General features: G+C 61.3%; 13 protein-coding genes and 1 pseudogene. 10 read left to right on the top strand and 4 right to left on the bottom strand.

The genetic code is table 11. The features are described from left to right. Positions 1-133: 133 nt before the first annotated feature. The 3 genes from QMG79_RS07485 (at position 134) to nrdR (ending at position 2,796) form a co-directional block, all read left to right on the top strand. Positions 134-709 carry a hypothetical protein gene (locus tag QMG79_RS07485; RefSeq protein ID WP_283537929.1) on the top strand — a complete coding sequence of 192 codons (576 nt, stop codon included), beginning with the start codon at positions 134-136 and terminating at the stop codon, positions 707-709. Positions 710-802: 93 nt separating this feature from the next. Beyond that, positions 803-2,176, top strand: a complete 1,374-nt coding sequence (hisD, locus tag QMG79_RS07480) for a histidinol dehydrogenase (protein WP_283538043.1) — start codon at positions 803-805, stop codon at positions 2,174-2,176. A gap of 122 nt (positions 2,177-2,298) precedes the next feature. Beyond that, complete coding sequence (gene nrdR / locus QMG79_RS07475; RefSeq protein ID WP_283538042.1) at positions 2,299-2,796, top strand: transcriptional regulator NrdR; 498 nt, start codon at positions 2,299-2,301, stop codon at positions 2,794-2,796. A gap of 22 nt (positions 2,797-2,818) precedes the next feature. On the opposite strand, the pseudogene QMG79_RS07470 reads toward nrdR, so the two are convergent. The 3 genes and pseudogenes from QMG79_RS07470 to map form a co-directional block, all read right to left on the bottom strand. Next, positions 2,819-3,555 (bottom strand): annotated as a pseudogene (locus QMG79_RS07470) (SDR family oxidoreductase). 29 nt (positions 3,556-3,584) lie between these two features. Beyond that, on the bottom strand, positions 3,585-4,388 hold the full coding sequence (gene ppgK, locus QMG79_RS07465) for a polyphosphate--glucose phosphotransferase (RefSeq protein WP_283537928.1): 804 nt from the start codon (positions 4,386-4,388) through the stop codon (positions 3,585-3,587). A 64-nt stretch (positions 4,389-4,452) separates the two neighbouring features. Further along, positions 4,453-5,331: a type I methionyl aminopeptidase gene (gene map, locus QMG79_RS07460; protein ID WP_283537927.1), complete on the bottom strand. Its 879-nt coding sequence runs from the start codon at positions 5,329-5,331 to the stop codon at positions 4,453-4,455. A gap of 84 nt (positions 5,332-5,415) precedes the next feature. On the opposite strand from map, the gene QMG79_RS07455 reads away from it, so the two are divergent. Next, positions 5,416-5,577, top strand: a complete 162-nt coding sequence (locus tag QMG79_RS07455) for an SPOR domain-containing protein (RefSeq protein WP_283537926.1) — start codon at positions 5,416-5,418, stop codon at positions 5,575-5,577. A 92-nt stretch (positions 5,578-5,669) separates the two neighbouring features. Further along, complete coding sequence (locus QMG79_RS07450) at positions 5,670-6,017, top strand: hypothetical protein (RefSeq protein ID WP_283537925.1); 348 nt, start codon at positions 5,670-5,672, stop codon at positions 6,015-6,017. Here QMG79_RS07450 and panB read toward each other — a convergent pair. Beyond that, positions 5,977-6,870: a 3-methyl-2-oxobutanoate hydroxymethyltransferase gene (gene panB, locus QMG79_RS07445; protein WP_283537924.1), complete on the bottom strand. Its 894-nt coding sequence runs from the start codon at positions 6,868-6,870 to the stop codon at positions 5,977-5,979. The two genes, QMG79_RS07450 and panB, sit on opposite strands and share 41 nt — an antisense overlap. Before the next feature lie 279 nt (positions 6,871-7,149). Between panB and glnA the strand changes: the two genes are divergently transcribed. The 5 genes from glnA (at position 7,150) to QMG79_RS07420 (ending at position 14,460) form a co-directional block, all read left to right on the top strand. Next, positions 7,150-8,490, top strand: a complete 1,341-nt coding sequence (gene glnA, locus QMG79_RS07440) for a type I glutamate--ammonia ligase (RefSeq protein ID WP_283537923.1) — start codon at positions 7,150-7,152, stop codon at positions 8,488-8,490. Between the two features lie 6 nt (positions 8,491-8,496). Then, positions 8,497-11,508, top strand: a complete 3,012-nt coding sequence (locus QMG79_RS07435) for a bifunctional [glutamine synthetase] adenylyltransferase/[glutamine synthetase]-adenylyl-L-tyrosine phosphorylase (RefSeq protein ID WP_283537922.1) — start codon at positions 8,497-8,499, stop codon at positions 11,506-11,508. 186 nt (positions 11,509-11,694) lie between these two features. Beyond that, a complete protein-coding gene (locus QMG79_RS07430) occupies positions 11,695-13,152 on the top strand; it encodes an amino acid ABC transporter substrate-binding protein/permease (protein ID WP_283538041.1) in 1,458 nt (485 codons plus the stop codon). After that, the gene (locus QMG79_RS07425) at positions 13,149-13,898 is read left to right on the top strand and encodes an amino acid ABC transporter ATP-binding protein (RefSeq protein ID WP_283537921.1); all 750 of its coding nucleotides are present in this window, start codon (positions 13,149-13,151) and stop codon (positions 13,896-13,898) included. The genes QMG79_RS07430 and QMG79_RS07425 overlap by 4 nt, the downstream gene beginning before the upstream one ends. A gap of 106 nt (positions 13,899-14,004) precedes the next feature. Further along, positions 14,005-14,460 (top strand): VOC family protein, encoded by a 456-nt coding sequence (locus QMG79_RS07420; protein WP_283537920.1) that lies wholly within the window; start codon positions 14,005-14,007, stop codon positions 14,458-14,460. Positions 14,461-14,470: the final 10 nt, after the last annotated feature.

The following is a 14,470-nucleotide window of genomic DNA, read 5'->3' as shown; positions in this document are numbered from 1 at the left end:
TGGTGGAGCTCCCTGATGGCGCTAGGCAAAGAGTGGACGGAATCAACCTTAAGCCCGCCCACTGTGGGAAAGAATTCGTGACTTAACATGCGCCGCGGGTGCCCTTGTCATATCGTTTGTTACGGTATGTTCCATGATGCAGCCAGTGCCAAGCGCTTCCGTGGTTTCCGAAACGCCAGTCCCGGGTTCGGCTTCGCCGCCAGAGCGTAGACCTTGGGCCTGGCTTCCATGGAGCGCTGCCGCAGGACTTCCCCTTGGGGTGGGGTGGTGGCTGTTGGCTCCGTCGGGCGCGAACTTCCTCAGCGGGAATCCCGATCTTGCGCTCGGCACCAATGCCGAAGCCTGGTTTCCCCGTGACCTGACGCTTGCCGCGCTGCTGGTTTTCGCTGGCGTGGTGGCGTCCATAATTGTCCTCGCGCGCGGTACCAAGGACAGGGACCAGCAGGTGGGGTTTGCGGTAGCTGGAGGCCTGCTCGGGGCCGCTGTCGCCTGGGGGGCAGGTGTTGTGGCAGGACAGTGGTGGGGGCCGGGCCTGGATACCGCAGCAAACGCCAGTATTGCCTTTTCACTGCGCTCTTTCTCTGTTCTGGTTTTCTGGCCGGCCACCGTGGCCATCCTGACCTTTGTTGCATCGCTCGGCGCACTCTTTGCCGGGCGTCCTGCCACGCAGGGCGGCCAGGCCCAGAGGAATGCCACAGACCGCCAGTAGCGCGGGCGTGCTCCGAAGACCGGGCCAGGAGTGCGTAAAATAGTCAGCGTGAGCCCTACACCCAATGCCTCCAGTTCTCCCGCAGCTTCAACGATGCCTCCCGTCCCGGCCGTCCGAGACCTCGAATTCCGCACTGTAGACCTGAGGGGGCGGGTACTGTCGCTTGCGGAGTTGCGTGAAGCCATGCCGAGGGTGCAGCATCAGACCACCGAGGAAGCCGAACGCACTGTACGGGGCATCATTAGCGATGTCCAAGATCGCGGTTTTGCGGCACTACAGGACCTTTCCGCGACCTTTGACGGCGTCGAGCTGCCGGACCCACGCGTTCCTGCAGCTGTCATGGAAGCTGCATTGTCCGCTTTGGAGCCGGGAATCCGCAGCGCCCTTGAGGAATCGATCCGAAGGGCAACAGTCTTTGCCGAAAGCCAGCGACCCCAGAATGTCGAAGTGTCGTTTGGTGCCGGGGCAACGGTCGCCCAGAAGTGGATTCCGGTGTCCCGGGTGGGCCTCTATGTACCAGGTGGGCTTGCGCCCCTGGCCTCGTCAGTGATCATGAACGTCGTCCCCGCTCTCGCGGCAGGAGTGCCGTCCATTGCTCTAGCGTCCCCGCCGCAGAAAAATTTTGGCGGATGGCCGCATCCCACCATCCTGGCTGCAGCCCAGCTCCTGGGCATCACGGAGGTCTACGCCATTGGCGGTGCACAGGCCATCGCCTCTTTTGCCTATGGGGTTCCCACAGCCGACGGCGTAGGGCCACTTGAACCAGTGGATGTCATCACGGGCCCGGGCAACATTTTTGTTGCTACCGCAAAGCGGTTGGTCAAGGGAGTCGTGGGGATTGATTCTGAGGCCGGGACGACGGAGATTGCGGTCCTTGCGGACGCCACCGCCCGCCCGGAGGTCGTTGCCGCAGACCTCATCAGCCAGGCCGAGCACGACCCTGGAGCAGCATCGGTCCTCATCACCGCCTCGGCGGAGCTGGCTGCCGCTGTGAAGCTGGAACTCGTCCGGCAGGGACTGGCCACACAGCATGCCGCCAGGGTATTCGAAGCGCTGTCTGGACCACAGTCAGGTGTTGTGCTGGTCGATGACATTGAGCAGGGGATCGCAGTGTGCGACGCCTACGCAGCTGAGCACCTGGAGATCCTGACGGCAGACGCCCCCGGCGTCGCAGCACGGATCCGCAATGCTGGCGCCATCTTTGTTGGCGAGTACAGTCCGGTCAGTCTCGGGGACTATTGCGCAGGGTCAAACCACGTCTTGCCCACCAGTGGCACCGCCGCCTTTTCCTCGGGCCTCAATGTGACCGCTTTCCTCCGTGCTGTGCAGGTGGTCAACTACACCAGTGATGCCCTTCGGGAAGTGAGTGAGCATATTGTGAGCCTTGCCAACGCAGAGAATCTCCCGGCACACGGGGCCGCCGCCACGATCCGGTTCGAACCTGGTCCCAGAACCCACGTCGAGTAATGACACAGTTGTTATGAGCAAACATGAAGCCCTAAAATGGGGTGGCACGCCTAGCCTAGCCTTTTGGGTCGCTCCGGTGTGCCCCTCCAGACCACGTCATGACAGCAGGAAAGGAACAACCCATGTATTGCCCTTTCTGCCGCAACCCTGACTCACGGGTGGTTGACAGTCGGATGGCTGATGACGGTTCTGCCATCCGCCGCCGTCGTCAGTGTCCTGAGTGTGGACGACGGTTCACCACCGTGGAAACGACCAGCCTGTCGGTGATGAAACGTTCGGGCGTGGGCGAGCCCTTCAGCCGCAGCAAGGTGATCAACGGAGTGCGGAAAGCGTGCCAGGGCCGTCCCGTCAGCGAAGACGACCTGGCCCTACTGGCCCAGGAGGTCGAGGAGAACATTCGGGCCTCCGGGACTGCTGAGATTGATGCCCACGAGGTAGGCCTGGTAATCCTCGGGCCTCTGCAGAAATTGGACAGGGTGGCGTATCTTCGGTTCGCCAGCGTCTATCAGGCGTTTGACTCACTCGAGGATTTCGAGACTGCTATTTCGATTCTGCGCCATGAGGCTGAGGTCGAGGGAGCCACCGGAGCCGATATGAAACTGGGCAACACCCAAACCTGACTGTCGGTTCCTGGGGCGAACACTACCGTCCGCCAGCCACAGGCAGGATCGCTCCCGTAACATATCCGGCATCGGCCGACAGCAGCCAGGCTACGGCGGCGGCAATTTCTTCCGGCTCTGCACCGCGGCCCATTGGAATGGTTGGGTTCAGGAGCGCTACCCGGTCAGGCACCCCGGCGGCCGCGTGGAGTCCAGTGTTGGTGCTCCCGGGAGATACGGCATTGACCCGAATTCCATGGGCTGCAACCTCAGCAGCCAAGCCCACTGTCAGCACGTCAACCGCCCCTTGGTTGCCGCATAGTGCACCCACGTGCCGGGTGACCCGGCTTTGGTGGCAGTGGATGAGATGTTCACAATCGACCCACCCGAACCGCCATGGTGTGTCCCCATCCGCAGGACGGCTTCCTGGCAGAGCCGCAGCACGGCCGTGACGTTGACCGCAACTACGTGCTGCAGAGTTGCGGCCGGGACGGACTCCAGGGGGCCTACGCGGTTCCCGGTGATCCCAGCGTTGTTGACCAGCGCAGTGACCGTCCCCAGGCCCTGGGCAGCATCAAACAGTTCTGCTGGCCCTGAGGCAGAACTGACATCGGTGCGGACTGCGAGCGCAGTACCTCCGCTCGCTGCGATGGATGCCACGACGCCCGCCGCGCCGTCGTCGTCCTGCGAATAGTTGACGACGACGGCGTAGCCGGATGCAGCGATCCGGCGGGCAGTGGCTGCGCCGATCCCACGGCTCGCCCCCGTGACGATCGCCACCGAAGCAGACCCAGGACCGGCCTCCACAGTTATTTTGCGATGTTGTGGTGGACGGCGATTTCGAGTGCCGCGCCCACGATTCCTGCTTCATTCTTCAGTTCCGCCGGAACAATTTTGGTCCGGAGATCGAGTCGTGGCAGGTACTCGTCGGCGCGCTTCGAAATTCCGCCGCCCACGATGAAGAGCTCGGGGGAGAAGAGGAACTCCACATGGGAGAAGTAGCGCTGCAGCAGGACGCTGTACTCTTCCCAGCTCAGGCCATCACGTTCCCGAGCGACTGCTGAGGCTTTGCTTTCTGCATCAAAGCCGTCGATCTCCAGGTGGCCAAGCTCGGCGTTGGGCACCAACTGCCCGTTGAAGATAAATGCTGAACCGATTCCGGTGCCGAGAGTGATCACCATGACCGTGCCGTCAACGCCCTTGCCGGCGCCGTAGCGGGCCTCAGCCAGGCCAGCTGCGTCGGCGTCGTTGATAACTTCAACGGGCCGGCCGAGGCGCTTTGTCAACAGTGCGTCGATATCTGTGTTGAGCCACGATTTGTCTACGTTGGCCGCCGACAGGACAATGCCGTGCTGGATGATGCCTGGGAAGGTCACGCCTACCGGGCTGGATGGTGACGGCGCGTCGTCGCGTGAGCTGAGTTCCTCCACAACCTTGGCCACCACGTCTGCAACGGCGTCGGGGGTTGCTGGCTGCGGGGTCGGAACCCGGAATCGGTCGCCGATCAGTTTCCCCTTTTTCAGGTCGACAATGCCACCCTTGATGCCCGTTCCGCCGATGTCGATGCCGATCATCGGTTCGTGCTTGGGCGACTTTTCGTCCTTCTTGCTCACTTTGTTTGTCCGTTCGTGGTTTTGGCAGGATCAAAGGCGGCCGCGGCACGGTCCACCGGGAAACTCAGGGGAGGGTCAGGACCTCGGCTCCAGCCTCGGTGACCAGGAGCGTGTGTTCAAACTGCGCGGTCCGCTTGTGGTCCCGGGTGACAACCGTCCAGTCATCTGGCCACATGTCCCATTCAACCGTGCCGAGGGTGAGCATTGGCTCGATGGTGAAAACCATCCCGGGTTCGATCACAGTGCTGTAGGCCGGCGCTGCGTCGTAGTGCGGAATGATGAGGCCGGTATGGAAAGCCTCACCCACCCCGTGCCCCGTGAAGTCCCGGACCACTCCGTACCCGAACCGCTTGGCATAGGACTCGATGGCCCGCCCAATGACGTTGATCTCGCGGCCTGGCGCCACAGCCTTGATGGCGCGGTTCAGGGACTCCCTTGTGCGTTCCACGAGAAGGGTGGATTCCTCATCGACGTCCCCTACCAGGAACGTGACGTTGGTGTCGCCATGGACGCCATTGATGTAGGCGGTGATATCGATATTGAGGATATCGCCGTCGTTGACCACCGTGGAATCGGGGATTCCGTGGCAGATGACTTCATTGAGCGAGGAACACAGTGACTTGGGAAAACCCCTGTAGCCCAGGGTGGAAGGGTATGCGTCATGGTCCAGAAGGAATTCGTGCCCCACCCGGTCCAGGGTATCCGTGGTGACGCCTGGAACTATGTGTTTGCCCACCTCAACGATCGCTCGGGCTGCGATGGTGCTGGCATGCCGGATTTTTTCGATAGTCTCGGCGGACTTCACCTCTGAGCCGGTGAACTTGGCGGGCGCCGGCCGGCCAACATATTCGGGGCGGGCAATGCCCTGCGGAACGTCCCGACGGGGGCTCAGCGTCCCTGGGGTCAGGGTGCCAGAGGGTGCAGGGGAAGCGTGGGAAGGCATAGATTGATCATATAAGGCAGCACACAGCGCAACGAACCCCCACACGGGTGAATGTCGCCGAACCAAGGATGAAGGAGCCCCGTCATGGGCGATTACTGGTACAACGTCAACACGCATGAGATTGAAGTTGGCAGGCAGTCAGACTGGAGCCAACTGATTGGACCCTATGAAACGCGGGACGAGGCTGCCAGTGCACTTGAAAAGGTCAAGGCCCGCAACGAAGCCTGGGATAAGGACGAGAACTGAACTTTCAGTGGAATCCGGTGTACCACTGACGCGTCCGCTGGTTCTTGTTAATGGAATGCCAGGAGCCGGTAAAACCACCCTCGCCCGGTCCCATGCTTGCGGAATCTTTCTGGTTCGCTCCCAGGGACAGGGATTTCCTGCTGGCCGACGCAGGGGCGGCATCCCGCACGGTCGTGCCCGAACTGTGGTGCGATGCCGGGCCCGATCTAGCCCGACAGCGCTGGCGGACCCGGGAGAGGCACCCCGTGCACCACCCGCAGGAACAGGACCAGGCTCGGTGGGATGACTGGCAACTGCGGGCCGAACCGCTGGGGGTAGCACCCGTCATCATCGTAGATACACGCAGTCAGCTAGCGGATGCCGGCCTCGATACCCTCGTGGAACAGCTCGCCTCAGCTGTCAGAAAGAGTGCTCCGGTCCCGGGAATGTCCCCGATTTGACCTCTGCGGAAAACTCCTGGGCGGCACTGTGCAGCGTTGAACGGATGTCAGCATACTGCTTCACGAACTTTGCCATTTTTCCACCACGCAGCCCGACCATGTCCTGCCAGACCAAAACCTGACCAGTCGTGGCGTTTCCGGCACCAATTCCAACGGTAGGAACACCGACGGCGGCATCTACTGCTGCGGCCGTTGCCTGGGGGACCATTTCCATCAGCACAGCGAAAGCGCCAGCGTCAGCCAGTGCCACTGCATCAGCTATCAGGCGGTCGGCATCCTCGCCGCGTCCCTGGACGCGGTAGCCACCCAGCACGTGTTCGCTCTGCGGGGTAAAACCAATGTGGGCCATGACGGGGACGCCAGCCTGGACCATGGCGCGGACTGTCTCGGCGTAAAATGCGCCGCCTTCGATTTTGACGGCATGCGCCCGTCCCTCCTTAAGGAACCGAACGCCTGTGGCAATACCCTGTTGGGGCGAAACTTCGTAGCTTCCGAAGGGCAGATCCGCCACCACCAACGCCCGGTTGGCGCTGCGCGAGACCGCGCGGCAGAGGGGAAGGAGTTCATCCACCGTCACGGGCAGGCTTGTTTCGTTCCCAAAGACATTGTTCGAGGCGGAGTCGCCCACGAGGAGAACTTCGATGCCTGCCGCATCAAAGATTTCCGCCGAGTACTGCTCGTAGGCAGTCAACATGGCAAATTTTTGGCCCTGGTTTTTGAACTGCTGCAGATGATGGGTGCGGACCCTGCCTCCTGGCTTACCGGGCGTCGGCGCGGCGGCGGTTGGCCCTGTGCCATAGGGCGCTGGGGTCTCGGCGGGCGTGCTGTCATCAGGAATGCTGGTGGGGGCCATGGCTTGAGCGTAGCGGTGCGCATGCGTTCGATGCCACCTGTGCTGGCCCCTGTCCGTCCATGACTAGGGGCCGGCCCACCAGGGGACAACGGCGTGCGTGAACCCTTCAGGTGGACCGACGCGTCCGGTGGGGTGCGTGCGGTGGCTGGTAAACCCTGTGTTACGGGGTCGGGTCACGCCAGCATCGGCAGCCAATGCTGAGTAAGGTGATGGAAGAACTGCCGCAGGTCCCTGCTTCACGGGATCCGCTGCGAGATTGCAGACCGGAGAAAGGCAACCATGGACCGCCAGCAAGAATTTGTCCTGCGCACAATTGAAGAGCGCGACGTCCGTTTTGTCCGTCTGTGGTTCACCGATGTGGTGGGGTCGCTGAAATCGGTGGCGCTGGCACCGGCAGAAGTTGAGGGTGCCTTCGAGGAAGGCCTCGGATTCGACGGTTCGGCCATTGAAGGGCTCGCACGGGTTTTTGAATCCGATATGCTCCTGCAGCCGGATCCATCGACGTTCCAGATCCTGCCCTGGCGCGGTGAAACAGAGCAGACGTCGAGGATGTTCTGCGACATTCTGACTCCCGACGGCGAACCTTCCGCAGCAGATCCCCGTAACGTCCTCAAACGGACCCTCGCCAAGGCTGCGGATATGGGCTTCACCTGCTATACGCATCCCGAGGTGGAGTTCTACCTCTTGAAATCCCAGGAACCCGGACCCGACGGCGCACCGGTGCCCGTTGATGAAGGCGGCTATTTCGATCACGTTCCGGGTGGCGTGGCGCAGGACTTCCGACGGACTGCAGTTGCCATGCTGGAATCCGTGGGAATCTCCGTCGAGTTCAGCCACCATGAGGCGGGGCCGGGGCAGAACGAGATCGACCTGCGCTACGCGGATGCGCTCCAGACGGCCGACAACCTGATGACATTCCGGACCGTCATCAAGGAGGTGGCCCTGCAGCAGAATACCTACGCCACGTTCATGCCTAAGCCATTCACTGCCCACCCCGGTTCCGGCATGCACACCCACTTTTCGCTTTTTGAGGGCGATACCAACGCGTTTTATGAGGCCGGAGCAGAGTTTCAGCTGTCAGAAACTGCGCGACAGTTTATTGCCGGTATTCTTCGCCACGCACCCGAGTTCACGGCCGTGACGAATCAGTTCGTGAATTCCTACAAGCGGCTCTGGGGCGGCGGGGAAGCGCCGAGCTACCTCAGCTGGGGCCATAACAACCGTTCTGCACTGGTCCGCGTCCCGCTGTACAAGCCGGGCAAGGGACAGTCCGCGCGCATCGAATACCGCGGGATCGATTCGGCGGCAAACCCGTACCTGGCCTATGCGAGCCTGCTCGGAGCCGGCCTCAAAGGTATCGAGGAGGGCTATGAACTGCCCGCCGCAGCCGAAGATGACGTCTGGTCGCTGAGTTCGGCCGAACGCAGGGCCATGGGCCATGACCCGTTGCCTGCCAGCCTGCACGACGCAATCCGCGCCATGGAAGATTCGGAGCTCATGCCAGAAATCCTGGGAGAACAGGTCTTCGAACACTTCCTGCGCAACAAGCGTGCCGAGTGGCAGGACTATCGCCTCCAGGTGACACCCTATGAACTGCAGCGCAACCTGGGCATCCTGTAGCCACCCATGAGCCTTGCACGACAACTGATATCGGCGGGCTTCAGTGACCTGGAGAAGGGTGAGCGTTTCCTGGCCGCTCCCGAGTTGGAAGGCCTGGACAGGGAGCAGCTCTTTGCGGGGCTGCACCTTGCCGCAAATCCGGATACAGCACTGCAGTCACTGGTGCGCCTTATTGAGAAACATCCCGGCCTGAAAAACCTGGCGGCAGCTGACCTTGCGACGAGCGAACCCCTCTACCGGGTTCTGGGTGCATCGGAGGCTCTTGCAGAGTTCCTGATTCGCCATCCCAACCATCTGTCAGCCTTTGACGTCCGCGTCAGCCCCGAGCCCATCCAGGCAGATCCTCGGAAGATACGTGAGCAGCTGCTCACATCAGTGGCAGCGGATCCGAAAGCTGCACGGCCGGTTGCAGGAGTGACGGGACCAGAGGCGTACGTTGCCCTGCGCGCCGCTTACCGGCGCGGCGTCGTGGACCTGGCCATCAAGGATCTATGTGCCGCAGACCCTCTGGACTTCATGCCTGCTGCCGGAGCCGAACTGGCTGATTTGGCCGGGGCGGCCATTGAGGCTGCACTCGCAGTCTCTCGTGCCGAGGCGGCAGGGCAGTTCAGCGCCTCCGAGATCGCAGCGGTAGGACTTGCTGTGATTGGGATGGGCAAATGTGGCGCCCGCGAGCTGAACTACATCTCCGACGTCGACGTCATCTACGTCATTGACGCAGGCGGGCTCGGGGATGCCGAGGCAACTACCATCGGCACAGCGTTAGCCAGCGGTATCTCCAGAGCCATCGGTGCACCGGGACGGGAGCCAGGTCTTTGGGAGGTGGACGCGAATCTTCGCCCTGAAGGTAAATCCGGCCCCCTGGTGCGCACCCTGGCCTCCCACGAAACGTACTACGCACGGTGGGCCCAAAGCTGGGAGTTCCAGGCGCTCCTCAAGGCACGCACCATCGCCGGCGATGCAGAGCTCGGAAAGCGGTATGAGAGCGCTGTTGAGCCGCTGATCTGGGCCTCCGCAGGACGTGACGGCTTTGTTGAGTCGGTGCAGGCTATGCGGCGCCGCGTGACAGAACACATCCCGGCTGCCGAACAGCAGCGGCAGATCAAGCTCGGACGGGGCGGCCTGCGTGATGTCGAATTCACTGTTCAGTTACTGCAGCTTGTTCACGGAAAGTCAGATGAATCCCTCCGCTGCCGGGACACGACCTCGGCGATCACGGCGCTCTCCGCCGGTGGCTACATTGGACGTTCGGATGCTGCCGCGTTTGACCACGCCTACAGGTACCTTCGGGTCATGGAGCACCGTATCCAGCTGTTCCAACTCCGCCGGACGCATTTGCTGCCGGTGCGCGACGAAGCGCTGCGTTCCCTCGCGAAAGCGATGCTCGGTCCGTTCGCCACCGGCCGGCCCCACCCCGACGCACTCATGGCTACGTGGCTGAAAACCAAAAAATCCGTTCGGGAGCTACACGAACGCATCTTCTACCGTCCGCTCCTCAACTCCACGGCCCGGCTCAGCAGCGAAGAAGCAAGCCTGACCCCGGAGGCCGCCCAGAGTCGGCTGGCTGCCCTCGGCTACCGCGATCCGCAGGGAGCCATGCGCCATATTGCTGCCCTGACGGCGGGCCTGAGCCGGCGTGCTGCACTCCAGCGCCAGCTGCTGCCCGTGCTGCTGGACTGGTTGGCGCAGGGTGTCGATCCGGATGCTGGCCTTCTTGCGTTTCGGCGGGTCAGCGAAACTCTCGGCACCACGCACTGGTATCTGGGCCTACTCCGGGACTCGACGGCCGCTGCGGAGCGGCTGTGCCATGTGCTGTCCAATTCACGGTTGATTGCCGATCTTCTCGAAGTTTCCCCTGAGTCGGTGGCGTGGCTGGGTTCTGACAAAGAGCTTGTGCCGCTCACCTTTGAGGCGCAGTGGCAGGAAATTACCTCGAAAATGTCCAGGCATGCGGATCCCGAAAACGCCATGCGACTCATTCGCCTTATCCGGCGTCGGGAGATTCTTCGCATTTCGATTGCGGACTCTGCGGGGCTCCTCAGCCAGGATGCCGTTGGTGCGGCACTTGCTGACACAGACAGGGCAGCTGTTTTGGGTGCCCTGCGGGTAGCCGAAAACGTTGTCTCGGCGACGGGGCCGCTGAAGGCTGCGGTCCTGGTGGTCGCGATGGGTCGCCAGGGGGGACGGGAGATTGGTTACGGTTCAGACGCCGACGTGATGTACGTGTACCGTGCGCTGCCAGGGTTCTCAGATGCTGAAGCACAGCAGCAGGCAAGCCGCCTGGTGGGCAAGCTGTCCAGCTTACTGACGCAGCCACTGAAGCCAGCCATCATGGCCGAGCGCGTGCTCCAGATTGATGCCGATCTCAGGCCCGAAGGGAAAAATGGTGCCATGGTGCGTTCCCTGGATTCGTTCGCTGAGTACTACCGCCGCTGGTCTTTGATCTGGGAAGCGCAGGCGCTGCTGCGGGCCCGTCCCATGGCAGGGGACGACGCCCTGGCGGCCGACTTCAAGGCGCTGATTGACCCTGTCAGGTATCCGGCTGAACTGTCAGACAATGACGCCCGCGAAGTCCGCCGGGTCAAAGCCCGAGTGGAGTCTGAACGGCTTCCCCGTGGGGCGGATCCAGCACGGCAGCTCAAGCTGGGCCGCGGCGGACTCAGCGATGTGGAGTGGCTCGTTCAGCTCCTTCAACTCCAGCATGCTGGGCAGCACCCGGAGCTGCGGACCACATCAACGATTCAAGCCCTTGCGGCTGCAGTGACACTGGAACTCCTCACTGCCGATGACGCAGCGGTGCTTTCGCAGGCGTGGCGGTTGGCCAGCCGGATCCGTTCCGCAAACGTGATCTGGACTGGAAAAGCCTCGGATCTGCTGCCCTCTTCCCGGCGTGACCTTGAGGCAATTGCACGGTGGTGCGGCTACGATCCCGGCAATGCAACGGCACTTGAGGAGGACTACCTTCGGCACAGCAGGATGGCCAGGGGAGTCTTTGAACGAGTTTTTTACGGCCACTAGCCTCCCCGCGCCGGAGAGCTTCGCCACAGCAGAGTGGCAAGAGGGTAACCTCTACTGAGTACTTTGCCGGCCTGGCGCCGGTATCCCGCCGATTCAAGAGGTGCAACCTTGCGCACAGTCCATCACTCCAGGAGCCGCGCGTTGCGGTCACGAACTGCTCTGGGAGCGTGGCTTGCAGCCGCAGCCATGCTCCTTGGCGTGACAGGCGCCGTCGCCGCACCGGTCACGACACCCCAGGGATCTGCCCCCTCGCAGACCATCCTGGGGCAGGAGGCGGCTGTGCAGCCTCCGTTGGCAGTTGACGGCAAGGACTATGTGATTGGTACGGACACCACGTTCGCGCCGTTCGAATTCCGTGACGGTAGTGGTGAGCTTACCGGCATTGACATGGACATCATCCGTGAAGTGGCCAAAACCCAGGGCTTCCAGGTCCAGATCAAATCGTTGGGTTTCAACGCTGCGCTCCAGGCGCTGTCCTCCAACCAGGTGGACGGCGTGATAGCCGGAATGTCCATCACTGATGCCCGCAAAGCAATCTACGACTTTTCGGACCCGTACTTCGAGTCCGGTGTCCAGATGGCCGTGGCCAAGAACAACGAAGACATCAAAACGTACGAGGATCTTCGTGGCAAGACAGTGACTGCCAAGACGGGCAGCGAAGGCGAGACCTTCGCAAATTCTATTGCGGACCAGTATGGGTTTACCGTGCAGCCACTGGACCAATCTGCCACGATGTACGAACTGGTGAAGTCCGGCAACGCCGTAGCTGTTTTTGATGACTATCCGGTGCTCGCGTATGGCATTAGCCAGAACAACGGGCTGAAGGCCGTTACCGACAAAGAAGCTGGCGGATCCTACGGATTTGCCGTGAACAAGGGCCAGAATCCAGAACTCCTTGCGGCGTTTAACACGGGCTTGGCAGAACTGAAGGATAACGGGCAGTACCAGGCAATCCTCGACACCTACCTGAAGAACCCGGAGCAGGTCGCTGAGTCTTCCTTCTGGGATTTGTTGGGCAACAGCTTTCCCGCCCTTATGAAGGGCCTGGGGAACACAGTCCTCGTCACGGCAATCTCCTTCGCTGTGGCTATGGTGATCGGACTGCTGATGGGATTCCTCAAAATCTCCACCAACATCGTCCTGCGCGGCGTAGCCACCACCTTTGTTAATATCTTCCGGGGGACCCCGCTCCTGGTGTGGGCATTCTTCTTCTACTTCGGCATACCGCAGTTGACCGGCCAGCCCATTGATATCTGGGTCGCTGCTGTGCTGACCTTGAGCCTGAACTCAGCGGCGTACATTACCGAGATCGTCCGTGGTGCCATCCAGTCAGTGGATCCGGGCCAGCTTGAAGCAAGCCGAAGCCTAGGTTTGGGTTACAACAAGTCGATGCAAAAGGTTGTTGTTCCGCAAGCATTCAAGATCATGACACCGTCCCTGATCAACCAACTGATCATCATGCTCAAGGACAGCTCGCTTCTGCTAGCGATTGGTTTCGCCGAACTCCTGTACCAGGGCCAGCAGATCTACGCGGGAAACTTCCGCATCACCGAAACACTGTTTATTGTGGCCGTGATGTATTTCGTCGTCATCATGCTGCTGACCAAACTGGCCAACGCTGTGGATAAGAGGTTCAACAAGTGAGCACCGAAACGATTGCACCGACCAAGATCTCCGTCAAGGGACTCAAAAAATCATTTGGGTCCAACGAGGTCCTCAAAGGCATCAATGCCCACGTAGCGGAGGGCGAAGTCGTCTGCGTGATTGGCCCATCAGGGTCGGGTAAATCAACCTTTCTGCGCTGCCTGAACAAGCTCGATGAGATCACTGCCGGCGAAGTGCGAGTTGACGGGTTCAACGTTGCCGACCCCAAAGTAGACATCAACGAAGTCCGGCGCCACGTAGGCATGGTGTTCCAGCACTTTAACCTCTTCCCACATATGAGCGTCATCGAGAACATCATGTTGGCCCCCGTGGAGCTCAAGAAGGAAACGACGAAGGAAGCCAGGGTTTCCGCACTCAAGCTTCTTGAGCGGGTAGGCCTGACGGAAAAGGCGGACGCCCGTCCGGCCTCGCTTTCTGGGGGCCAGAAGCAGCGTGTGGCGATCGCCCGTGCACTCGCCATGAATCCTGACATTATGCTGTTCGACGAGGCCACGTCGGCACTTGATCCTGAAATGGTGGGGGAGGTGCTGCAAGTCATCAAGGACCTGGCCAAGTCAGGTATGACAATGGTGCTGGTAACCCACGAGATGGGCTTCGCCCGGGAAGTTGCCGACCGGGTCTTGTTCATGGCTGACGGCGTCATCTGTGAAGAGGGCGTGCCGGAAGTGCTCTTTGACAACCCACAGCAGCAGCGAACCCAGGATTTCCTGTCCAAGGTTCTCTGACACGCCCCTGAGAAGCTAGGCGTCGGCCTGACGTCCTGGGGAGCCAGCTTCGGCACCGGCCCGGTGAACTAATGACAGTTCACCGGGCCAGTGCTATTTTTGGCGCATGGCCAAACAACTCTTCGTGAACCTGCCGGTGAAGGACCTGCCCCGGAGCGTGGCGTTCTTCAGTGACCTAGGGTTCACTTTTAATCCCAGCTTCACCGATGAAAATGCAACGTGCATGATCGTCAACGATCACGCCTGCGTGATGCTCCTCGTGGAGAACTACTTCCGGTCCTTCATCACCAAGGACGTCGCCAGCACCGTCACCGGCGCCGAAACAATCGTCTCCTACTCCGTCGACAGTCGCGAGGAGGTCGACAGGGCTGCCAGCACGGCACTGACCTCTGGCGGTGCGCCATCTGGCGAAGCCCTGGACCACGGTTTCATGTACACGCGGAGCTTTCAGGATCCGGATGGGCACCTGTGGGAAGTATTCTGGATGGATCCGGCAGGACCGTCTGCTGAACCTCTAGGGGAGGCCCCAGGACAGGGCTCTGCCGAGAGAGCGGAAGCCTGACTCACCGCGA

This window comes from Pseudarthrobacter sp. PS3-L1, assembly GCF_030063285.1.
Taxonomy (GTDB): Bacteria; Actinomycetota; Actinomycetes; order Actinomycetales; family Micrococcaceae; genus Arthrobacter.
Note: the sequence above shows the minus strand (reverse complement) of the source record. Positions and strands in the feature narration are given on the sequence as shown.

Coding starts and splice junctions, on each gene's coding strand:
- QMG79_RS07485 (WP_283537929.1), top strand. CDS start 134: ATGATGCAGCCAGTGCCAAGCGCTTCCGTGGTTTCCGAAACGCCAGTC.
- hisD (WP_283538043.1), top strand. CDS start 803: ATGCCTCCCGTCCCGGCCGTCCGAGACCTCGAATTCCGCACTGTAGAC.
- nrdR (WP_283538042.1), top strand. CDS start 2,299: ATGTATTGCCCTTTCTGCCGCAACCCTGACTCACGGGTGGTTGACAGT.
- map (WP_283537927.1), bottom strand. CDS start 5,331: ATGCCTTCCCACGCTTCCCCTGCACCCTCTGGCACCCTGACCCCAGGG.
- QMG79_RS07455 (WP_283537926.1), top strand. CDS start 5,416: ATGGGCGATTACTGGTACAACGTCAACACGCATGAGATTGAAGTTGGC.
- QMG79_RS07450 (WP_283537925.1), top strand. CDS start 5,670: ATGCTTGCGGAATCTTTCTGGTTCGCTCCCAGGGACAGGGATTTCCTG.
- panB (WP_283537924.1), bottom strand. CDS start 6,870: ATGGCCCCCACCAGCATTCCTGATGACAGCACGCCCGCCGAGACCCCA.
- glnA (WP_283537923.1), top strand. CDS start 7,150: ATGGACCGCCAGCAAGAATTTGTCCTGCGCACAATTGAAGAGCGCGAC.
- QMG79_RS07435 (WP_283537922.1), top strand. CDS start 8,497: ATGAGCCTTGCACGACAACTGATATCGGCGGGCTTCAGTGACCTGGAG.
- QMG79_RS07430 (WP_283538041.1), top strand. CDS start 11,695: ATGCTCCTTGGCGTGACAGGCGCCGTCGCCGCACCGGTCACGACACCC.
- QMG79_RS07420 (WP_283537920.1), top strand. CDS start 14,005: ATGGCCAAACAACTCTTCGTGAACCTGCCGGTGAAGGACCTGCCCCGG.